Genomic DNA, 15397 nt, shown 5'->3' with positions numbered 1-15397 from the left:
CGCCCGGTGGATACGAGTAAACCACGCGCGCCGGGCGGAGCGCGCGTCGAAGGTGCGGGCATATGCCTTAAAACGCGTCGATAGTCGAGCCGCCGCCGCAGGGGCGTCGAGGGATTAGGGACTAGGGATTGGTAGTGGGGAGATGATCGATGAACCCAGGCGCCGCCTGATAATCCCTAATCCCTAATCCCTGGGTCCTCGCCTCAGCCCCGCCGGTAAAGCGCCGTCACCAGGGTGAACAGACGCCGCGCCGTCTCGTGGTCGATGGCGATCTTGCCGTCCAGCCGGGCCTTCAGCAGCTCGGCGCCCTCGTTGTGAAGACCGCGCCGCCCCATGTCGATCGCCTCGATCTTGCCGACGTCGGTTCCGCGCAGCACTTCGAAATAGCTGTCGCAGATATCGATATAGTCCTTGATGACCTTGGTCAGCGGCGACATCGACAGGCCGTGCGCCTTCGAGAAGTCCGGGCCGCTCACGTCGAACACCAGCCGTCCGTCCTGCGTCGACATCTTCAGCCTGTAGGGCCCGCCCGACGCGCCCGCCGGCTCGAAGCTGTTCTTCTCGACCAGATCGAAGATGGCCACCCGCCGCTCGTGCTCGATCTCGGCAGTGGCGGGCGGAAGGGTGGCCGGGTCCAGTTCGACCGACGCCAGGCGATGCTCGCTCACGCCGGCTCCGGCCCTTCGGCCAGATGGGTCGGCGCCACCCGGGCCGGCCAGCGCTCGGACAGGTCCGTCAGCACCGCGTCGAGGCATTCCACGTCGATGCGCAGATCGCCGCCGCCTGCGAACATCAGCGTCACCCGGCCGCCCGGCGCCTCGCCCGGCTCGAAATCGAGCGCCAGCAGTTCCAGTGCATGCTCCGGCCCGCGCGGCAGACGCCGGCTCTTGACCGAGATCACGTCGCCGAACTGCATCGCCGACATCACGCGCGTGCCGCCGCACTCCCAGCAGAACCGGCTCAGCGCCAGGGTCACCCGCCGCGCGGCCGGCTCCCAGACGATGTCCACCGGCCGCATGATCGCATCCTGCAGCGCCGCCGAGATGATGTGCAGGTCGTCGGCGTCCTCGGCCAGCAGGCGCAGGGGCTCGGCCGCCACGCCCGGCTTTACTGCCTCGTCCCCGGCCGTGGAGGCCTCAGTGCTCATGGTCCTCGCCCTTGATCCGGCGGATTTGCGCGCCGCAGGCCCCGAGCTTCTCTTCCAGACGCTCGAACCCGCGGTCCAGATGATACACGCGTCCGACCGTCGTTTCGCCCTCGGCGACCAGACCGGCGATGACCAGGCTGACCGAGGCCCGCAGGTCCGTGGCCATCACCTGCGCCCCGTGCAGGACTTCGACGCCCTTCACCACCGCCTCGCCGGCGTGGACCGAGATGTCCGCCCCCAGCCGCGCCAGCTCCGGCGCGTGCATGAAGCGATTCTCGAAGATGTTCTCGTGGATGACGCTGTCGCCGTCCGCCGTCGTCATCAGGGCCATGAACTGCGCCTGCAGATCGGTGGCGAAGCCCGGATAGACTTCCGTGGCGACATTGACCGCCTTCAGCCGCCGCGCCGGATCGCGCTTGACGATCACGCCGTCGTCGGTCGGCGTCACCTCGACCCCCGCCTCGACCATCTTGTCGCTCAGCGCCTGGATCAGCTCGGCGCGGCCCTTGGTCAGCCGCACCTCGCCGCCCGCCATGGCCGCCGCCACGGCATAGGAGCCCATCTCGATCCGGTCGGGAATCACCGACCAGGTCGTCCCGCCCAGCGAGCCGACGCCGGTGATGACCAGCTCGTCCGTGTCGATGCCGTCCACCCTGGCGCCCATGGCCACCAGGCAGCGGGCCAAATCGCCGATCTCCGGCTCGCGCGCGGCCTTCTTCAGCACCGTCACCCCGTCAGCCAGCACCGCCGCCAGCAGGGCATGCTCGGTCGCCCCGACCGAGACGAACGGAAACTCGATCTCGGCGCCCTTCAGACCGTTCGGGGCGCGGGCGATGACATAGCCCTCGTCCAGTTCGATCTCGACGCCCATGGCGGTCAGGGCCTGCAGGTGCAGATCGACCGGCCGCGCGCCGATGGTGCAGCCGCCGGGCAGCGACACCTTGGCCTCGCCGGTGCGCGCCAGCAGCGGACCCAGCACGTTGAACGAGGCCCGCATCTGCCTGACCAGGTCATAGGGGGCGAAACTCGATTCGATGCGGGCGGCGTGGAACAGCGTCTCCTGCTCTCCGCCGTCGCCGTTCTCGGTGACCTCGACGCCCAGCTCGCGCAGCAGCCGGCCGAGGAATTTGGTGTCCGCGAGGCGCGGCATGTTGGTCAGGCGCAGCGGCTGATCGGTCAGGATCGAGGCGGCCATCAGCTTGAGGGCGGAGTTCTTGGCGCCGCTGACCGGAATCGTTCCGTTCAGCCGGGCGCCGCCTTGGATGGCGATGCTGTCCATGTCGTCTCTACAGGCCGACGCAGGGGGCGCCGGGGGCCGGCTATCTAGCCCGGACCATGGGGGGAACGAAAGGCCGTCCGGTCGGTACGGCCGATGACATTCAGTTGCTCGGCCTTACGGGCTTCGGCGCCCGCGCCGCGGCCTTGCGCCGCTTCAGATTGGCCCTCAGGGCCGTGGCGAGGCGCTGGGCCCGGGCCGTCGCGGGGGTCTTCGGCGGCGCCAGCGGATCGGGCAGGCTGGGCGGAAGGTCAGGCAGGGGCGCTGGAAACTTCGACTCGTCCATGAGCCGATCAGAGCCGGTGCGGACCTTTTTCGCAAGCCGCACAAATCGGGGCTTCCCCCCTTGTCCCCGGTTGGCTATAGGGCCGCTTCCTCGCGAGCGAAATCGGTCGAGCCGCCCCGGCGGCGAGGCTCAGATTTCACTCCACTAAGAACTGATCAATCCGTCGGTTCGGATCCTATGCGAACCGAAACGGGATTGATCGCCGCCGCCGTAGCTCAGTGGTAGAGCGCATCCTTGGTAAGGCTGAGGTCGTGGGTTCGATTCCCCCCGGCGGCACCACTCAAAAGCAAAAGGCCCGATCCTCGCGGATCGGGCCTTTTTCTTATTGCGTCGCCGGCTGCTCGGGCCGGGGTTCGCGCCAGGCGCCGGGCGGGCCGTCGGGGCGGCGCACGCGGGCTTCGTATTCCGCCGCCTGCCCGGCCTTGGGCGCGCCGGGGAAGGCGTAGCCGCCGTCGTTGAAATAGGGATCGCGGCCATAGCCCTCGTAGCCGTACGGAGACCCGTAGCCATACGGATAGCCGTTCTCGGTCTGGCGCACGCTCAGATCAAGGCGACCGTTCTCGCCGATCGGCAGGGACACAGCCGCCGCATAGTCGCGATAGCCGCCGGTGCCCACGCCGACGCTGACCTCGCCATGCGGCTTGCGGTCGTCGCGCCAGACGGGCGATTCGTCGGCGGCGGTCCCCGGGGTCCGCGCCGCCAGCCAGCGCGCGATCTGATCGTCCGTGCTCAGCCCGTGCGGATCGGCCGACTGGGCGGCCAGACCGGCGCTTCCCACCTCGGGGGCCACCGGGGCGGTCGCGCCGTCCAGAATCACCGCCGTGGCCGGAGCGGTGCTCACCACCGTGTCCGGATCGTCTCCGAGAGGGGCCGTCGCGGACGCGCCCGCGAGCACTCCGGTCATCAGCAGCGCGGTGATCAGCATGGCCTCGTCTCCTGCGGAAACCCCACCCTAGCCTCAATTGCGGCCAAGGTCAGGCGTCTCCGTCACCCCGCCCCAGAGGATCGGGCAGCGGCTCGCCCTCGGGCACGAAGCTCAGGGCGACCGAGTTGATGCAGTAGCGCATGCCGGTCGGCGGCGGTCCGTCCGGGAAGACATGGCCCTGATGGCTGTCGCAGCGGGCGCAGCGGGTCTCGACCCGGGTCATGCCATAGGACCGGTCGGTCACCGCCCGGATGTGCGAGGGATCGACGGGCTCGGTGAAGCTGGGCCAGCCCGTGCCGCTCTCGAACTTGGTGCCGGCCCGGAACAGCGGCAGGCCGCATTCCCGGCAGCAGAACACCCCGGCCCGCTTCTCGCCCAGCAGCGTGCCGCAGAACGGCGCCTCCGTGCCGTGGGCCAGCAGCACCCGTTTTTCCTCGGACGACAGATCGGCCTCCAGCCGGGCGCGCTCGGCGTCGTTGGGCGGCGTCAGGTCGAGGCCGGAGGCGGAACGGAGGGTCGGGGCAATGTCTGTCATGGCTCCGAAATAGGAAGGGCCGGGCGAGGGTTCCACCCCCGCCCGGCCCTGAAGCCCCGGTCGTGTCTGCCTTGATCAGCCGCCGAACAGCGACCCGACCCAGGTGCGCACCGCGGTCTCGTCCACCGCGCTGCCCGTGTAGGTCAGGCCCTGACCCGGGATGAACGGCTGGTTGTTGCCGCGCTGACGCGAGGTCCACGCCTTGTGACCATAGCTCAGGTCCGCATAGGTCGACGGCAGGCGGGTGACGGTCTGCTCGATGAAGATCGAGTCCGGCGCCGTGGTCGTGCCGGCGATGCGGACGTTCGGCAGGCGGCTCAGCAGGTCCAGCGTATCGAGGCAGCCTCCCGAGCAGCCGGCGTCGACCAGCACCACCACCGGGCCCTGCACCGGATTGGCGGCGGCGGGATCGGCGGCCGTGGCGGCCTGAGGCTGGTTGAAGCTCGTCTGTCCGGCGGCCAGGGCCGTGTCGAAGGCGGCGAGGATCGCCTGGGTCTGTTCGATGACCTGCGGCGCCTCATAGACGAAGCGGGCGTCCTGCTGCATCCGGCCGATCACCTCGGCGTACCACTGACGGTTCCCCGGGGTGGCGCGGTAGGTGAAGTCGCCGCCGGCGGGCTGGCGGCTCTGGGTGAATTCCGAGGTCCACAGGCGGTTCAGCACGCCATAGCCGCGCGCCGTCGAGCCGAGGTTCGAGGCGCCCGAGCCTCCGCGCAGGTCCAGCACGAAGCCCTGCGGCCCGCGGACCGCGGCCAGCTGGCCTTCCAGCTGGGCGTTGAACGCATCCCAGCCGGCGGTGTCGGCGAACGAATGGACGTTGATCCACGGCCGGCCATTGACCGTCTCGATCGACAGCGGGTTCGGGCCCGGCGTGTACAGGGTGGCGCGATAGGCCGCCTCGAGGTTGGCCGGCGTCGCCGTGGCCAGTTGCGGACGCATCTCGTAGTCGCGCTCGCGGCGACCGACTCGGAATTTGCAGGTCGACGGCACGCCCGAGGCGAACGGATTGTTGCGGTTCCACAGCAAGTAGGGCGCGGTGTTGATCCGGCCCGCCTCGGTGTTCAGGTCGCCTTCCCACAGGTCCAGCTTGGCGCGGGCGAACTGCTCGATCGGGGTGGTGTTGCACTCGGTGACGACCGCGCCGACCGGCGGCAGGCCCCGCACGCCGGGCTGCACATAGGTCACGACATATTCGCCGTTGCGCCAGCCCGTGGCCAGGCCGGCCCAGTTGCTGGCGGCGAAGCGGTCGGCCGGCGTCTCGTAGCTGGGCCGGATCACGATGTTCGAATCGCGGAAGCCAGCCGCGTAGTAGCGCAGCAGATAGGCGTGGCTGGAGCCGCTGTCGGCCTGGCCGACCTTGGACATGGCGTCCTGCAGCCCGCGGTCGAGCCAGGCGCGGAAGGTTTCGCTCGCCTGCCCCGGCACCACCGGCGCGGGATGGTTGGCGGCCAGCTGGTCGTGGGCGGATTGCAGGTCCTGACGGGCCAGCGCGCGGAAGTCCTGCGCGGCGACGGAGCCGGCGGCCAGCGCCAGTGTCAGGGCCGCGGTCGCGGCGACGGGGAGGATACGGGACATCAAGTCGGGCTCCGGGGCCGTGGGAACAGGGAACGGGCAGCGTTAAAGCCCATTGAAGCCGCGCTTGCCAAGCCCGTACCCCGTTCGGATGAACGCCCCCTCCGGTTTACTCGCCCGGGATCGCGGCCTAATCGGGGCGGCCAGCCGCCGGCGTCCCGTTCCGGCGATCACGTTCGCTTTAGAGCCCCGATACGCATGTTCTCGAAGATCCTGATCGCCAACCGCGGCGAGATCGCCGTCCGCATCATCAAGACCTGCCGCCGCATGGGCATCCACACCGTGCAGATCTATTCCGAGGCCGACGCCGGCTCCCTCGCGGTCGAGATGGCCGACGAGGCCGTCCTGATCGGTCCGGCGCCCGCGGCCCAGTCCTATCTGCTGGCCGACAAGATCGTCGAGGCCGTGCGCCAGACCGGCGCCGAGGCGGTCCACCCCGGCTTCGGCTTCCTCAGCGAGAACGCCGGCTTCGCCCGCCGCCTGCGCGACGAGGGCATCGCCTTCATCGGCCCGAACCCCGAGGCGATCGACGCCATGGGCGACAAGATCAGCTCCAAGAAACTGGCCGCCGAGGCCGGCGTCTCCACCGTTCCCGGCCACATGGGCCTGATCGAGACGACCGAGGAAGCCGTCCGCATCGCCAACCAGATCGGCTATCCGATCATGATCAAGGCCTCGGCCGGCGGCGGCGGCAAGGGCATCCGCGTGGCCCACTCCGACGCCGACATGGCCGAGGGCTTCGCCGCCGTGAAGGCTGAGGCGCTCAACGCCTTCGGCGACGACCGCGTCTTCCTCGAGAAATTCATCATCGACCCGCGCCACATCGAGATCCAGGTGCTCGGCGACAAGCACGGCAACGTCGTCCACCTGTTTGAGCGGGAGTGCTCGATCCAGCGCCGCAACCAGAAGGTCATTGAGGAGGCGCCCTCCCCCCTCCTCGACGAAGCGACCCGCGCCGCCATGGGCGCCCAGGCCGTCGCCCTCGCACAGGCCGTGAACTACGACAGCGCCGGCACCGTCGAATTCGTCGCGGGGCAGGACAAGTCCTTCTACTTCCTCGAGATGAACACCCGGCTTCAGGTCGAGCATCCGGTCACCGAACTGATCACCGGCGTCGATCTGATCGAACAGATGATCCGCTCCGCCTGGGGCGAGACCCTCGCCTTCAAACAGCGCGACCTCGCCATCAACGGCTGGGCCATCGAGAGCCGCATCTACGCCGAAGACCCCTACCGCGGCTTCCTCCCCTCCATCGGCCGCCTCGTCCGCTACGAACAGCCCGAGGAAGGCGAGCATTCAGGTCCGGGGGGCGACTACACCGTCCGCAACGACTCCGGCGTCCGCGAGGGCGACGAGATCTCCATGTTCTACGACCCGATGATCGCCAAGCTGTGCTCGTGGGGCGAAACCCGCGACGCCGCCATCGACGGCATGGCCCGTGCGCTGGAGGACACCCACCTGAACGGCGTCGGCCACAACGTCCCCTTCCTCGCCGCCGTCATGGACCAGCCCCGCTTCCGCTCGGGCCAGATCTCGACCAGCTACATCAAGGACGAATTCCCCGACGGCTTCCACGGCCTCCAGCCCGACGCGCGTCAGGTCCACATCCTGATCGCCGCCGCCGTGGCCATGAACGAGATCGCCGCCGAACAGTCCGGCGACCCGTCCGACCGGACCGACTGGATCGTCCTGATCGACGGCAAGCCGCATGGCGTCGACCTGTCCTATGACGAGGACGAGGCCCTGCTGCTGGCCTTCACCGGCGGCGGCTTCGCCCGGCTGACCGACATCCAGTGGCGTCCGGGCCTGGCCCAGTTCCGCGCCGAGCTGGACGGCGAGCCCTTCACCGCGGAGGTCGCCCGCGTCGCCGACGGCTTCCAGATCCGCCACCGCGCGGCGAAGGTCCGCGTCCGCGTCCTCACCCCGCGCACGGCCGACCTCTACGCCCGCCTGCCGGAAAAGGTCGCCGCCGACACGTCGAAGCTGATCCAGTCCCCCATGCCCGGCCTCGTCGTCGCCATCCCGGTCGTCGTCGGCCAGGAGGTCAAGACCGGCGAAACCGTCGCCATCATCGAAGCCATGAAGATGCAGAACATCCTCAAGGCCGAGCGGGACGGCGTGGTGAAGGCGGTGTCCGCCAAGGCCGGCGACCCGGTGGCGGCGGACGATGTGCTGGTGGAGTTCGGGTAGACTGCGCTAGGGCGGCTTTGCGTCACGAGCCCCCTCACAACCACCGCACCCTCGGCCCCCTTTCCCCGTCCTTCGCGTCGATCAGCAGGTCGGTGATCGCCCACACCAGCGCGTCCGCCCGGTCCAGCGTGCCGGCGGCTTCCATCTCGCCGCCGAAGGCCATCAGCTCTCCCTCCAGCGCGTCGAAGGCGCCGGCGTGGTGGATCCGGCCCTGTTCGTAGAGGGCGGCGACGGGTTCGGCGCGGATGTATTTGCCGCGGGTGGCGTGGACCTCACGGATCTTCAGGGTGGCGCCGGCGGTCTTGAGCACGGCGCGGACCATGTCGCCGCCCTGGTTGACCTCGGCGACGATGGCGGAGGCGTCGAACTCCTCAGCGAGGGCGACGGCGCGGCGGGCCCAGGCGTCGGGGCCGAGGCCGGCGATGGTGCGGTCGGCGAGGATGACGGCGCAGCGGGTGCCGTCCGCGCGGCGGTAGCTGGCGGCGGCGATCAGGCCGCAGGCGGCGCCGCCGGTGGAGGCGGTGGGGTCGATGGCGACGACGACTTTTTCGTATTTTGGGGAGGTTCGGCCGGCGTTTCCTTCTCCCCTCGAGGGAGAAGGTGGGCGGCGCAGCCGCTCGGATGAGGGGGCTGTGTCGGTCGGCTGAATGTCGGCCGATGAGCATGAGGCTGGCAGCCCCCTCATCCGGCCCTCCGGGCCACCTTCTCCCTCGAGGGGAGAAGGACGCGGTTCGTCGGCGGAAGGAAGCGGCTGTCTGGCCCTGGCCATCATCTCCGCCGTGAACAGCGCGCCGTCCAGTTCGACGATCTGGCCTTCGAGCTCCTGGGCCGCGCGGCGGGTGCCACCGTAGAGGGCGTTCAGGTTGTTGAGGAAGCCGGGGGAGAGGTGGTCGGCGTTGTCGGATGTCGCGGCGTGAGTGGAGACGCAGGCGGCCTCGGCCTTGAGGCGGACGAGGGCGCGGGTCGGGCGTGGGGTGGTGGTGATGACAAGGCGGGGGTGGGTCGAGGACCCCTCCACCCCTTCGGGGTCCCCCTCCCCGCGGAGCAGGGAGGAGACGGAAACGGCCGCCGTCTCCTCCCCATGCAATGGGGAGGGGGACCGCGAAGCGGTGGAGGGGTGAAGCGGCAGGCGCAATCCCATCCGCAGCAGCGCCAGCGTCTCCGCCGCTCCGCGAGGCCCACTCCCCCGCCAGGCGCAGAACTCGTCCGCCCACGCCGCGCTGAACTGCGGCCCCCGCAGGCTGTCGGGGTCTTCGGCGGAGAAGGCGTAGGCCTGGCAGCCGTTGGCGAAGATCAGGCGGCGGCGGGAGGACTGGAATTTGGGCCGGGTGGCGCGGGTCCAGCGGGGCAGCGAGCGGAGGCCGCTGACGCCCTCGATCATGACCTCGCGCACATCGTGCAGGGTCGGGCCGATCAGGGCGAGACGGCCGCCGGGGCCGAGAGCCTCGGCCTGGTCGGCGAGCCAGCTGGCGCCGGCCAGCGTTTTCCCGGCGCCGCGCCCGCCGAGGAACAGCCAGGTGGACCATGGGCCGTCCGGCGCCTTCTGCGCCTCGCGGAGTTCGAGAGGAGGCGCCGCGGGGGTGGCGTCCTCCTCCACCTCGTCCTCGCCCGACGATGGCGGCCTCCCGCCTCGCCACCCCATCAGCACCCGCCGCAGTTGCTCCACAAACCGCAGACGCACCGAGGCGGCCGGTATGTTGTCGGCCCCGCAAAGCGTGTCGATCTGGGCAAGCAGCACGTCGACTGTCCTTTCGGGCGCGTCCCGGTCAAGCCGAAAACCCAGCGATCCGCAGGTCAGGGCGACCCCGCCTCCTTCCAGCGCCTGCACTGTCACGGCCGACGGCCCCTTGCGACGCGTGGGCGCGCCAACGTCGCGCTTGCGCATGCCGTTGATGCGCGCGTGCCGGTAGAGGCTACTTACCGACACCCGATACTCCACCGACAGGTCGAGGATTGGCTCGCCCGCCAGATACCGCGCCACCGCCTCTCGATAGGCATTGGGCGACATCCCCGAAGGGCTCTGCCTGTAAGGCTTGTCGTCCGGCCAGGCCGCCGGTGTCCGAGGTGTCGCCGCCTGATCTGTACGTGTCTTCTTGCTCATCCGCCCATTATCAGGCGGCCCTCTCCTGCGGCGCGTTCGTGACGCTGGCCCGGAGGTCATATCGAGCCATATCAACAACCTGGCTCGAAAAAGTATGGAGACAGTCGGCGGATAGCTAGCAGTCTTGCCGGCCGTATTTGGCTGTTCGCCCCCTCCGCCGGAGCGTCAGTTCGCGCCTGCGCCCGCCCGCTTCCGGTCGCCCGCTTCGAAATGCGCCATCTGGTCTGCGCGCGCCTTGCTGAAGGCCGGACGGCCGGTCACCCGGGCCACATAGGCCTCGGTGCGCGGTCGGTCTCCGAACGCGCGAACATCCGACACGCGCAGCACGTCCGCCATCAGCAGGTCGGCGACGGTGAACCGGCCCGCGGCCAGCCATTCCTGCTCGCCCAGCACGCGTTCCAGATGATGGAGCCGCGACACCATCCATGGGGTCAGGCCGTTGTCCGCATCCCCGCACAGCTTCAGGAACCACCACGGCACCGTGACCATCTCGACCGAGTTTAGCGCCGCGATCGTCCATTGCAGCGTTTCGGCCTCTCCCACGGGATCGCGCGGCATCAGCGTCTCGCTTTTCCGCGCGAGATGCAGCAGGCCGGCGCCGCTCTCGAACAGCTCCACCCCGTGATCCTTCAGGAACGGGATTTGGCCGAACGGCTGATCCGCCAGATGGTTGGTCTCCCGGCCGTCGAACGGCACCGTATGCACGGCATAGTCGAGGCCCGCCTCCTCGCAGGCCCATCTCAGCCTGAGATCGCGCACGAACCCGCGGGGGCCTTCGGGAACCCAGTCATAGGTCCAGATGCTCAGTTCGCCCATGGCCCGCGTCCTCCCTGCCGGTCGAACATCCCTACCGGCGTCCGGCGCGGGTTAGAAGCCGCGCCTCAGCGCCCCAGCATCTCCGTCCAGCGCCAGTTCCCCTTGCCGAACGCCACGCGGGGTCCGCCGGCGAAGGTGATCAGGACCAGTCCCCGCATCGGCTGGCGGCGGCAGGCCTCGGGGGCGAAGGCCACCTCCAGGGCGATGGCCTGACGCACCCCCGCCAGACCCTTGCCGGCCTGCCCGGGCGTCTGGATCCAGTCGCCGTCCCAGACCAGCAGGGCGCGGCCCGGCGCGATGGTGCGGTGCGCCTGCGCAACGGCGGCGCGAACCTCCGGATCGGCCCGAAGCGCCGCCTGAAGACGGCGGACCATGTCGCAGCCCTCGCCCTCGCCGCCGGCGCCCGGTCCGTTTCCGGGCCCCTGACCCGTCCCCTGCCCCGATCCGGCGCCCTGCCCCGCGCCCGAGCCGGCCGTGGTCGCCGCCGCCAGTTGGGCCTCTCCCACGGTGGCGAAGACAGGCGCGGACGCCTCGACGGCGGCCGCCAGCGGCTCGACCCGCGGGGGCGGCGGGGCGACCACCCGCGCGGCGCGCGGCGCGGGCCGCGGCGGTGCAGGTCGGGATGCGCGCGGCGGCTCGGGCTCGGGCGGCGCGGGCGTCGGCGGGGCAGAGGCGCCGCCCTTGGCCGGGGCCCCCGTGCGCGGTTCAGGCACGGCGGGCGGAGGGGGCGGCGGCGGAGGCGGACGGAACAGGACCACCTCGATCGGATCGGCGATCGGCTGCGGCGGGATCAGCGGCGCTCCGGCGGGCCGCGCCAGCAGGACTGCCGCCGCCAGCGCAAGGTGCAGGCCGATGCTGCCGCTGCCCGCGGCCAGCCACTTCCGCCGCACGCCGGATTTCAGCACTCTTCGATCCGCGTTCCGTATAGCCATGCGCCTTCCGAATGCAGCGGCAGGTAATCGCCGCCGTATTGCAGATCACCCGCTCGCGTCAGGAACGTGGCGGCGTCTGAACTCACGGCCTTTGCTTACGGCCAAGCTGACATTTTCTGGCCTTTTACGCGTCATCACTCCGCCGTGACCGCTTAGCTAGCTGAGCCTTCGGGGATTCAAAGGAGACTTTATCTTGAACAGATCCACTCTCAGGACCGCGGCCCTGACCGGCGCGGTGATCGCCCTCGGCTTCGCCGCCAGCGGCTGCGCCAGCCATCGCTTCGTGCGCGACAACCTCGCCGTGGTCGACACCCGGGTCACCGAGGTCGCGGGCACGGCCGGCGACGCCCTGAACCGCGCCAACGCCGCCCACAAGCTCGCGGAAGGCAAATTCCTCTACGAGGTCGTCCTCTCCGACGACTCGATGAAGTTCCCGACGGACGAGCACACCCTCTCCCCCGAGGCCGAACAGCGGCTCGGCGAACTGGTCCAGCGCCTCAAGGCCGAGAACCGCAACGTCTATCTGGAAATCCAGGGCCATACGGACGCGGTCGGTGACGCGGAATACAATGAGAAGCTCGGCGAGGCCCGGGCCGAGGCGGTCCGCCGCTTCCTCAGCCGCGACGGCATCGCCCTGAACCGCATGGCGACCATCTCCTACGGCGAAGAAGCCCCCGTCGCCCCCAACGAAACCCCCGAAGGCCGCGCCCAGAACCGCCGCGTTGCTATCGTGGTGCTGAGCTAGCGAACTCGGTCCCTCTCCCGGCGGGAGAGGGCTTGAGCGCCCAAGCGCCCGCAGGGCGATTGGCTGCGCGAAAGGGTGAGGGGCTACTGGAGAGAGGCTACTGGTGAGGGGCCTTGCCCAAGCATAAGCCCCTCACCCTTTCGCCTTACCCGATCGCTTCGCTCCCGGAGGCTCAATCCCTCTCCCGCCGGGAGAGGGAGCCCCATTCACACCGGCGCCTGCCCCGCCGCCAACGCGCCGAACACCCGCCGGAAGCTGGTCCGCAGCGCCTCGTCGGCCTCGTCCATCGTCGCCGGCACGCCCAGATCGACCAGGCTGGTCACCCCGTGCTCATGGATGCCGCACGGCACGATGCCGCCGAAATGGGACAGGTCGGGCTCCACGTTCAGGCTGATGCCGTGGAAGCTGACCCATTTGCGGACCTTGACGCCGATGGCGGCGATCTTGTCCTCGCGGCTCCAGCCCGGCCCTTTTCTCTCGACCCAGACCCCGACCCGGCCCTCGCGCACGTCGGCGGGCACGCCGAACTCGTCCAGGGCGCCGATGATCCACTGCTCCAGCCCGCGAACGAAGGCCCGCACGTCCTTGCCGCGCCGGTTCAGGTCCAGCATCACATAGGCCACGCGCTGGCCCGGCCCGTGATAGGTGAACTGGCCGCCGCGGCCCGTCCGGTGGACGGGGAACCGACCGGCGTCCAGCAGGTCGTCGTCCTTCGACGACACCCCCGCCGTATAGAGCGGCGGATGTTCCAGCAGCCAGACCAGCTCTGGCGCCTCGCCGGCCGCGATCGCCGCCGCCCGCGCCTCCATCGCCTCGACGGCCGCGGGGTAGTCTACGAGCCCGGTCGAAACCGCCCATTCCACCGGAGCGCGGTCCTCGCGGATCAGCTTCGATACGGCCGTGCTTAATGACTGGGAAAGCATGTCGCCCTCAATGTGGGGATCGGGAGCGCCATGCAACATCCGCCTGCCAAGTCCCAGTCAGCGTCAGAGTACCCCGTGTCACAGATCGAAGCCGTAGACGTAGAGATTTCGGTCGTCCTGGGACGCTCTGTTCTGCCGATGAGCCAGCTGCTGCGGATGGGCCGCGGGGCGGTGATTCCGCTCGACGCCTCGGAAAACGACGAGGTCTGGATCCTCGCCAACAACCACCCCGTTGCCCGCGGCGAGATCGAGATCCGCGAGGACCGTATCGCCATCACCGTGACCCGCGCGGCGGACGTCTACGACTTCATGGCCGGCGCCGCCTGAATGCCCTTGGCATAGCGCCATCTCTCCGCTATCAGCCCCCCTCCGATGCGAGCGGTCGTGGCGGAATTGGTAGACGCGCAGCGTTGAGGTCGCTGTTCCCTAACCGGAGTGGAAGTTCGAGTCTTCTCGACCGCACCATCAGAATTGACAGGGCGAAACATCGGCGGAACGCTGATCTGAAAACAGGGAGGCCGAGCGTGAGCAACACCGCAACCGCCCCCCTGCCTCCTGTTCAGGACGACGAAATCGAACATGTGGCGCTGGATGAGGACTACGTCCTCACGGCGTCGTTCGTCGAAAAGGTCGTCGACGCCTCCGACGCCGGCGACGGGCTGAAGCTTCGCTCGCTGCTGGAAGACCTGCACCCGGCCGACGTCGCCGACCTGATGGGCTTCCTGACGTCCGAGCACCGCGCCGTGGTGGTGCTGTGGCTCCCGCCGGACCTGCTGGCCGACACCCTGCCCGAGCTCGACGACGGCATCCGCGAGGAGGTGCTGGAGCGCGTCCCGCACCTGACCCTCGCCGAGGCGCTGCAGGAACTGGATTCCGACGACGCCGCCGCGGTGGTCGAGGACCTCGAGGACGACCAGCGCGAGAAGGTCCTCGCGGCCATGCCCGAGGTCGACCGCGCCGCCATCGAGAGCTCGCTTGGCTACGAGGAAGACTCCGCCGGGCGCCTGATGCAGCGCGAGGTGATGGCCGCGCCCCAGTTCTGGAACGTCGGCGACACCATCGACCACATCCGCAAGCAGGGCGAGGAACTGCCCGAGCTGTTCTTCGACATCTATGTCGTCGATCCGCTGAACAAGCCGGTCGGCGGCGTGGCCATCAGCCGGCTGCTGCGCGCCCCGCGGGTGACGCCCCTCACGGAGATCATGGACCCGGTGAACGAGATCACCGTCGATCAGGACCAGGAAGAGGTCGCCTACATCTTCGAGAAATACCACCTGATTTCGGCCCCGGTTACCGACGCCGCCGGCCGGCTCGTGGGCCAGATCACCGTCGACGACATCGTCAACGTGCTTCAGGAGGAGAACCGGGAGGACATCCTCCGTCTCGCCGGCGTTTCCGACGAGGATCGCGGCTCGAACGTGGCCGAGATCGTGCGCGGCCGGGTGCCGTGGCTGGCCATCAACCTGGCCACCGCCGTGCTGGGAGCCAGCGTCATCGGCTGGTTCGAAGCGACCATTCAGGAGATCGTGGCCCTCGCCATCCTGATGCCGATCGTTTCGGCCATCGGCGGTAACGCCGGAACGCAGGCGCTGACAGTGACCGTGCGCGCCCTCGCCACCCGCGAACTGAACAGCTCGAACGCGCCCCGCACCTTCTGGCGCGAACTGGCTGTGGGACTGGCCAACGGGATGGTGCTCGCGCCGCTGATCGGCATCGCCACAGCGCTTTGGTTCAGGGACGAGGATTGGCGGATCGGATTGGTGATCGCGGCGGCCATGGTGCTGAATCTGCTGGTCGCGGCGACCGTGGGCGTGCTGACGCCCCTGACCCTTTCGAAGCTGAAGTTCGACCCCGCCGTGTCCTCGGCGGTATTCGTAACGGCGACCACGGACTTCTTCGGCTTCCTGATCTTCCTCGGTCTGGCCACGATCGTCCTGACCTAATCCGGA

The 15397-nt window shown here is 69.4% G+C and carries 15 protein-coding genes and 2 tRNA genes; 6 read left to right on the top strand and 11 right to left on the bottom strand.

The window, feature by feature from the left end; genetic code table 11:
• Positions 1-203 precede the first annotated feature (203 nt).
• The 4 genes from GGQ87_RS10180 to GGQ87_RS10165 all read right to left on the bottom strand — a co-directional run bounded on the left by GGQ87_RS10180 (position 204) and on the right by GGQ87_RS10165 (position 2709).
• Positions 204-668, bottom strand: a complete 465-nt coding sequence (locus tag GGQ87_RS10180) for a UPF0262 family protein (RefSeq protein WP_342448341.1) — start codon at positions 666-668, stop codon at positions 204-206.
• Positions 665-1147: a DUF2948 family protein gene (locus GGQ87_RS10175; RefSeq protein WP_168047121.1), complete on the bottom strand. Its 483-nt coding sequence runs from the start codon at positions 1145-1147 to the stop codon at positions 665-667. Before GGQ87_RS10175 ends, GGQ87_RS10180 begins: the two co-directional genes overlap by 4 nt.
• Complete coding sequence (murA, locus tag GGQ87_RS10170) at positions 1137-2426, bottom strand: UDP-N-acetylglucosamine 1-carboxyvinyltransferase (RefSeq protein ID WP_168047119.1); 1290 nt, start codon at positions 2424-2426, stop codon at positions 1137-1139. The genes GGQ87_RS10175 and murA overlap by 11 nt, the downstream gene beginning before the upstream one ends.
• A 100-nt stretch (positions 2427-2526) precedes the next feature.
• Positions 2527-2709: a hypothetical protein gene (locus GGQ87_RS10165; RefSeq protein ID WP_168044693.1), complete on the bottom strand. Its 183-nt coding sequence runs from the start codon at positions 2707-2709 to the stop codon at positions 2527-2529.
• Positions 2710-2913: 204 nt separating this feature from the next.
• Here GGQ87_RS10165 and GGQ87_RS10160 point away from each other — a divergent pair.
• A tRNA-Thr gene (locus tag GGQ87_RS10160) sits at positions 2914-2988 on the top strand.
• Positions 2989-3031: 43 nt separating this feature from the next.
• Here GGQ87_RS10160 and GGQ87_RS10155 read toward each other — a convergent pair.
• From GGQ87_RS10155 to GGQ87_RS10145, 3 genes are all read right to left on the bottom strand, one after another.
• Positions 3032-3634: a hypothetical protein gene (locus GGQ87_RS10155; RefSeq protein ID WP_168047117.1), complete on the bottom strand. Its 603-nt coding sequence runs from the start codon at positions 3632-3634 to the stop codon at positions 3032-3034.
• Between the two features lie 49 nt (positions 3635-3683).
• Positions 3684-4169 carry a peptide-methionine (R)-S-oxide reductase MsrB gene (msrB, locus tag GGQ87_RS10150; RefSeq protein WP_168047115.1) on the bottom strand — a complete coding sequence of 162 codons (486 nt, stop codon included), beginning with the start codon at positions 4167-4169 and terminating at the stop codon, positions 3684-3686.
• Positions 4170-4244: 75 nt separating this feature from the next.
• The gene (locus GGQ87_RS10145; protein ID WP_168047113.1) at positions 4245-5744 is read right to left on the bottom strand and encodes a hypothetical protein; all 1500 of its coding nucleotides are present in this window, start codon (positions 5742-5744) and stop codon (positions 4245-4247) included.
• A 195-nt stretch (positions 5745-5939) separates the two neighbouring features.
• On the opposite strand from GGQ87_RS10145, the gene GGQ87_RS10140 reads away from it, so the two are divergent.
• Positions 5940-7931 (top strand): acetyl-CoA carboxylase biotin carboxylase subunit, encoded by a 1992-nt coding sequence (locus GGQ87_RS10140; protein ID WP_168047111.1) that lies wholly within the window; start codon positions 5940-5942, stop codon positions 7929-7931.
• A gap of 34 nt (positions 7932-7965) precedes the next feature.
• Here GGQ87_RS10140 and GGQ87_RS15635 read toward each other — a convergent pair whose 3' ends face one another.
• From GGQ87_RS15635 to GGQ87_RS15270, 3 genes are all read right to left on the bottom strand, one after another.
• A complete protein-coding gene (locus GGQ87_RS15635; RefSeq protein ID WP_342448340.1) occupies positions 7966-9939 on the bottom strand; it encodes a terminase large subunit domain-containing protein in 1974 nt (657 codons plus the stop codon).
• A 258-nt stretch (positions 9940-10197) separates the two neighbouring features.
• Complete coding sequence (locus GGQ87_RS10130) at positions 10198-10848, bottom strand: glutathione S-transferase family protein (RefSeq protein WP_168047107.1); 651 nt, start codon at positions 10846-10848, stop codon at positions 10198-10200.
• A gap of 65 nt (positions 10849-10913) precedes the next feature.
• Positions 10914-11753, bottom strand: coding sequence for a hypothetical protein (locus GGQ87_RS15270; protein ID WP_209282433.1), 840 nt, complete (start codon positions 11751-11753; stop codon positions 10914-10916).
• Positions 11754-11973: 220 nt separating this feature from the next.
• Between GGQ87_RS15270 and GGQ87_RS10120 the strand changes: the two genes are divergently transcribed.
• Positions 11974-12525 carry an OmpA family protein gene (locus GGQ87_RS10120; protein ID WP_168047105.1) on the top strand — a complete coding sequence of 184 codons (552 nt, stop codon included), beginning with the start codon at positions 11974-11976 and terminating at the stop codon, positions 12523-12525.
• Positions 12526-12731: 206 nt separating this feature from the next.
• Here the strand turns inward: GGQ87_RS10120 and lipB are convergent, their stop codons facing one another.
• The gene (gene lipB, locus GGQ87_RS10115; protein WP_168047103.1) at positions 12732-13448 is read right to left on the bottom strand and encodes a lipoyl(octanoyl) transferase LipB; all 717 of its coding nucleotides are present in this window, start codon (positions 13446-13448) and stop codon (positions 12732-12734) included.
• A 30-nt stretch (positions 13449-13478) separates the two neighbouring features.
• Between lipB and GGQ87_RS10110 the strand changes: the two genes are divergently transcribed.
• The 3 genes from GGQ87_RS10110 (at position 13479) to mgtE (ending at position 15391) form a co-directional block, all read left to right on the top strand.
• Positions 13479-13775, top strand: a complete 297-nt coding sequence (locus tag GGQ87_RS10110; protein ID WP_168047101.1) for a FliM/FliN family flagellar motor switch protein — start codon at positions 13479-13481, stop codon at positions 13773-13775.
• Positions 13776-13826: 51 nt separating this feature from the next.
• Positions 13827-13913, top strand: a tRNA-Leu gene (locus GGQ87_RS10105).
• Positions 13914-13972: 59 nt separating this feature from the next.
• Complete coding sequence (mgtE, locus tag GGQ87_RS10100) at positions 13973-15391, top strand: magnesium transporter (protein WP_168047099.1); 1419 nt, start codon at positions 13973-13975, stop codon at positions 15389-15391.
• The last annotated feature ends 6 nt before the right edge of the window (positions 15392-15397 follow it).

The organism is Brevundimonas alba (assembly GCF_011927945.1).
Taxonomy (GTDB): Bacteria; Pseudomonadota; Alphaproteobacteria; order Caulobacterales; family Caulobacteraceae; genus Brevundimonas; species Brevundimonas alba.
This window is presented reverse-complemented; position numbering and strand designations above follow the sequence as displayed.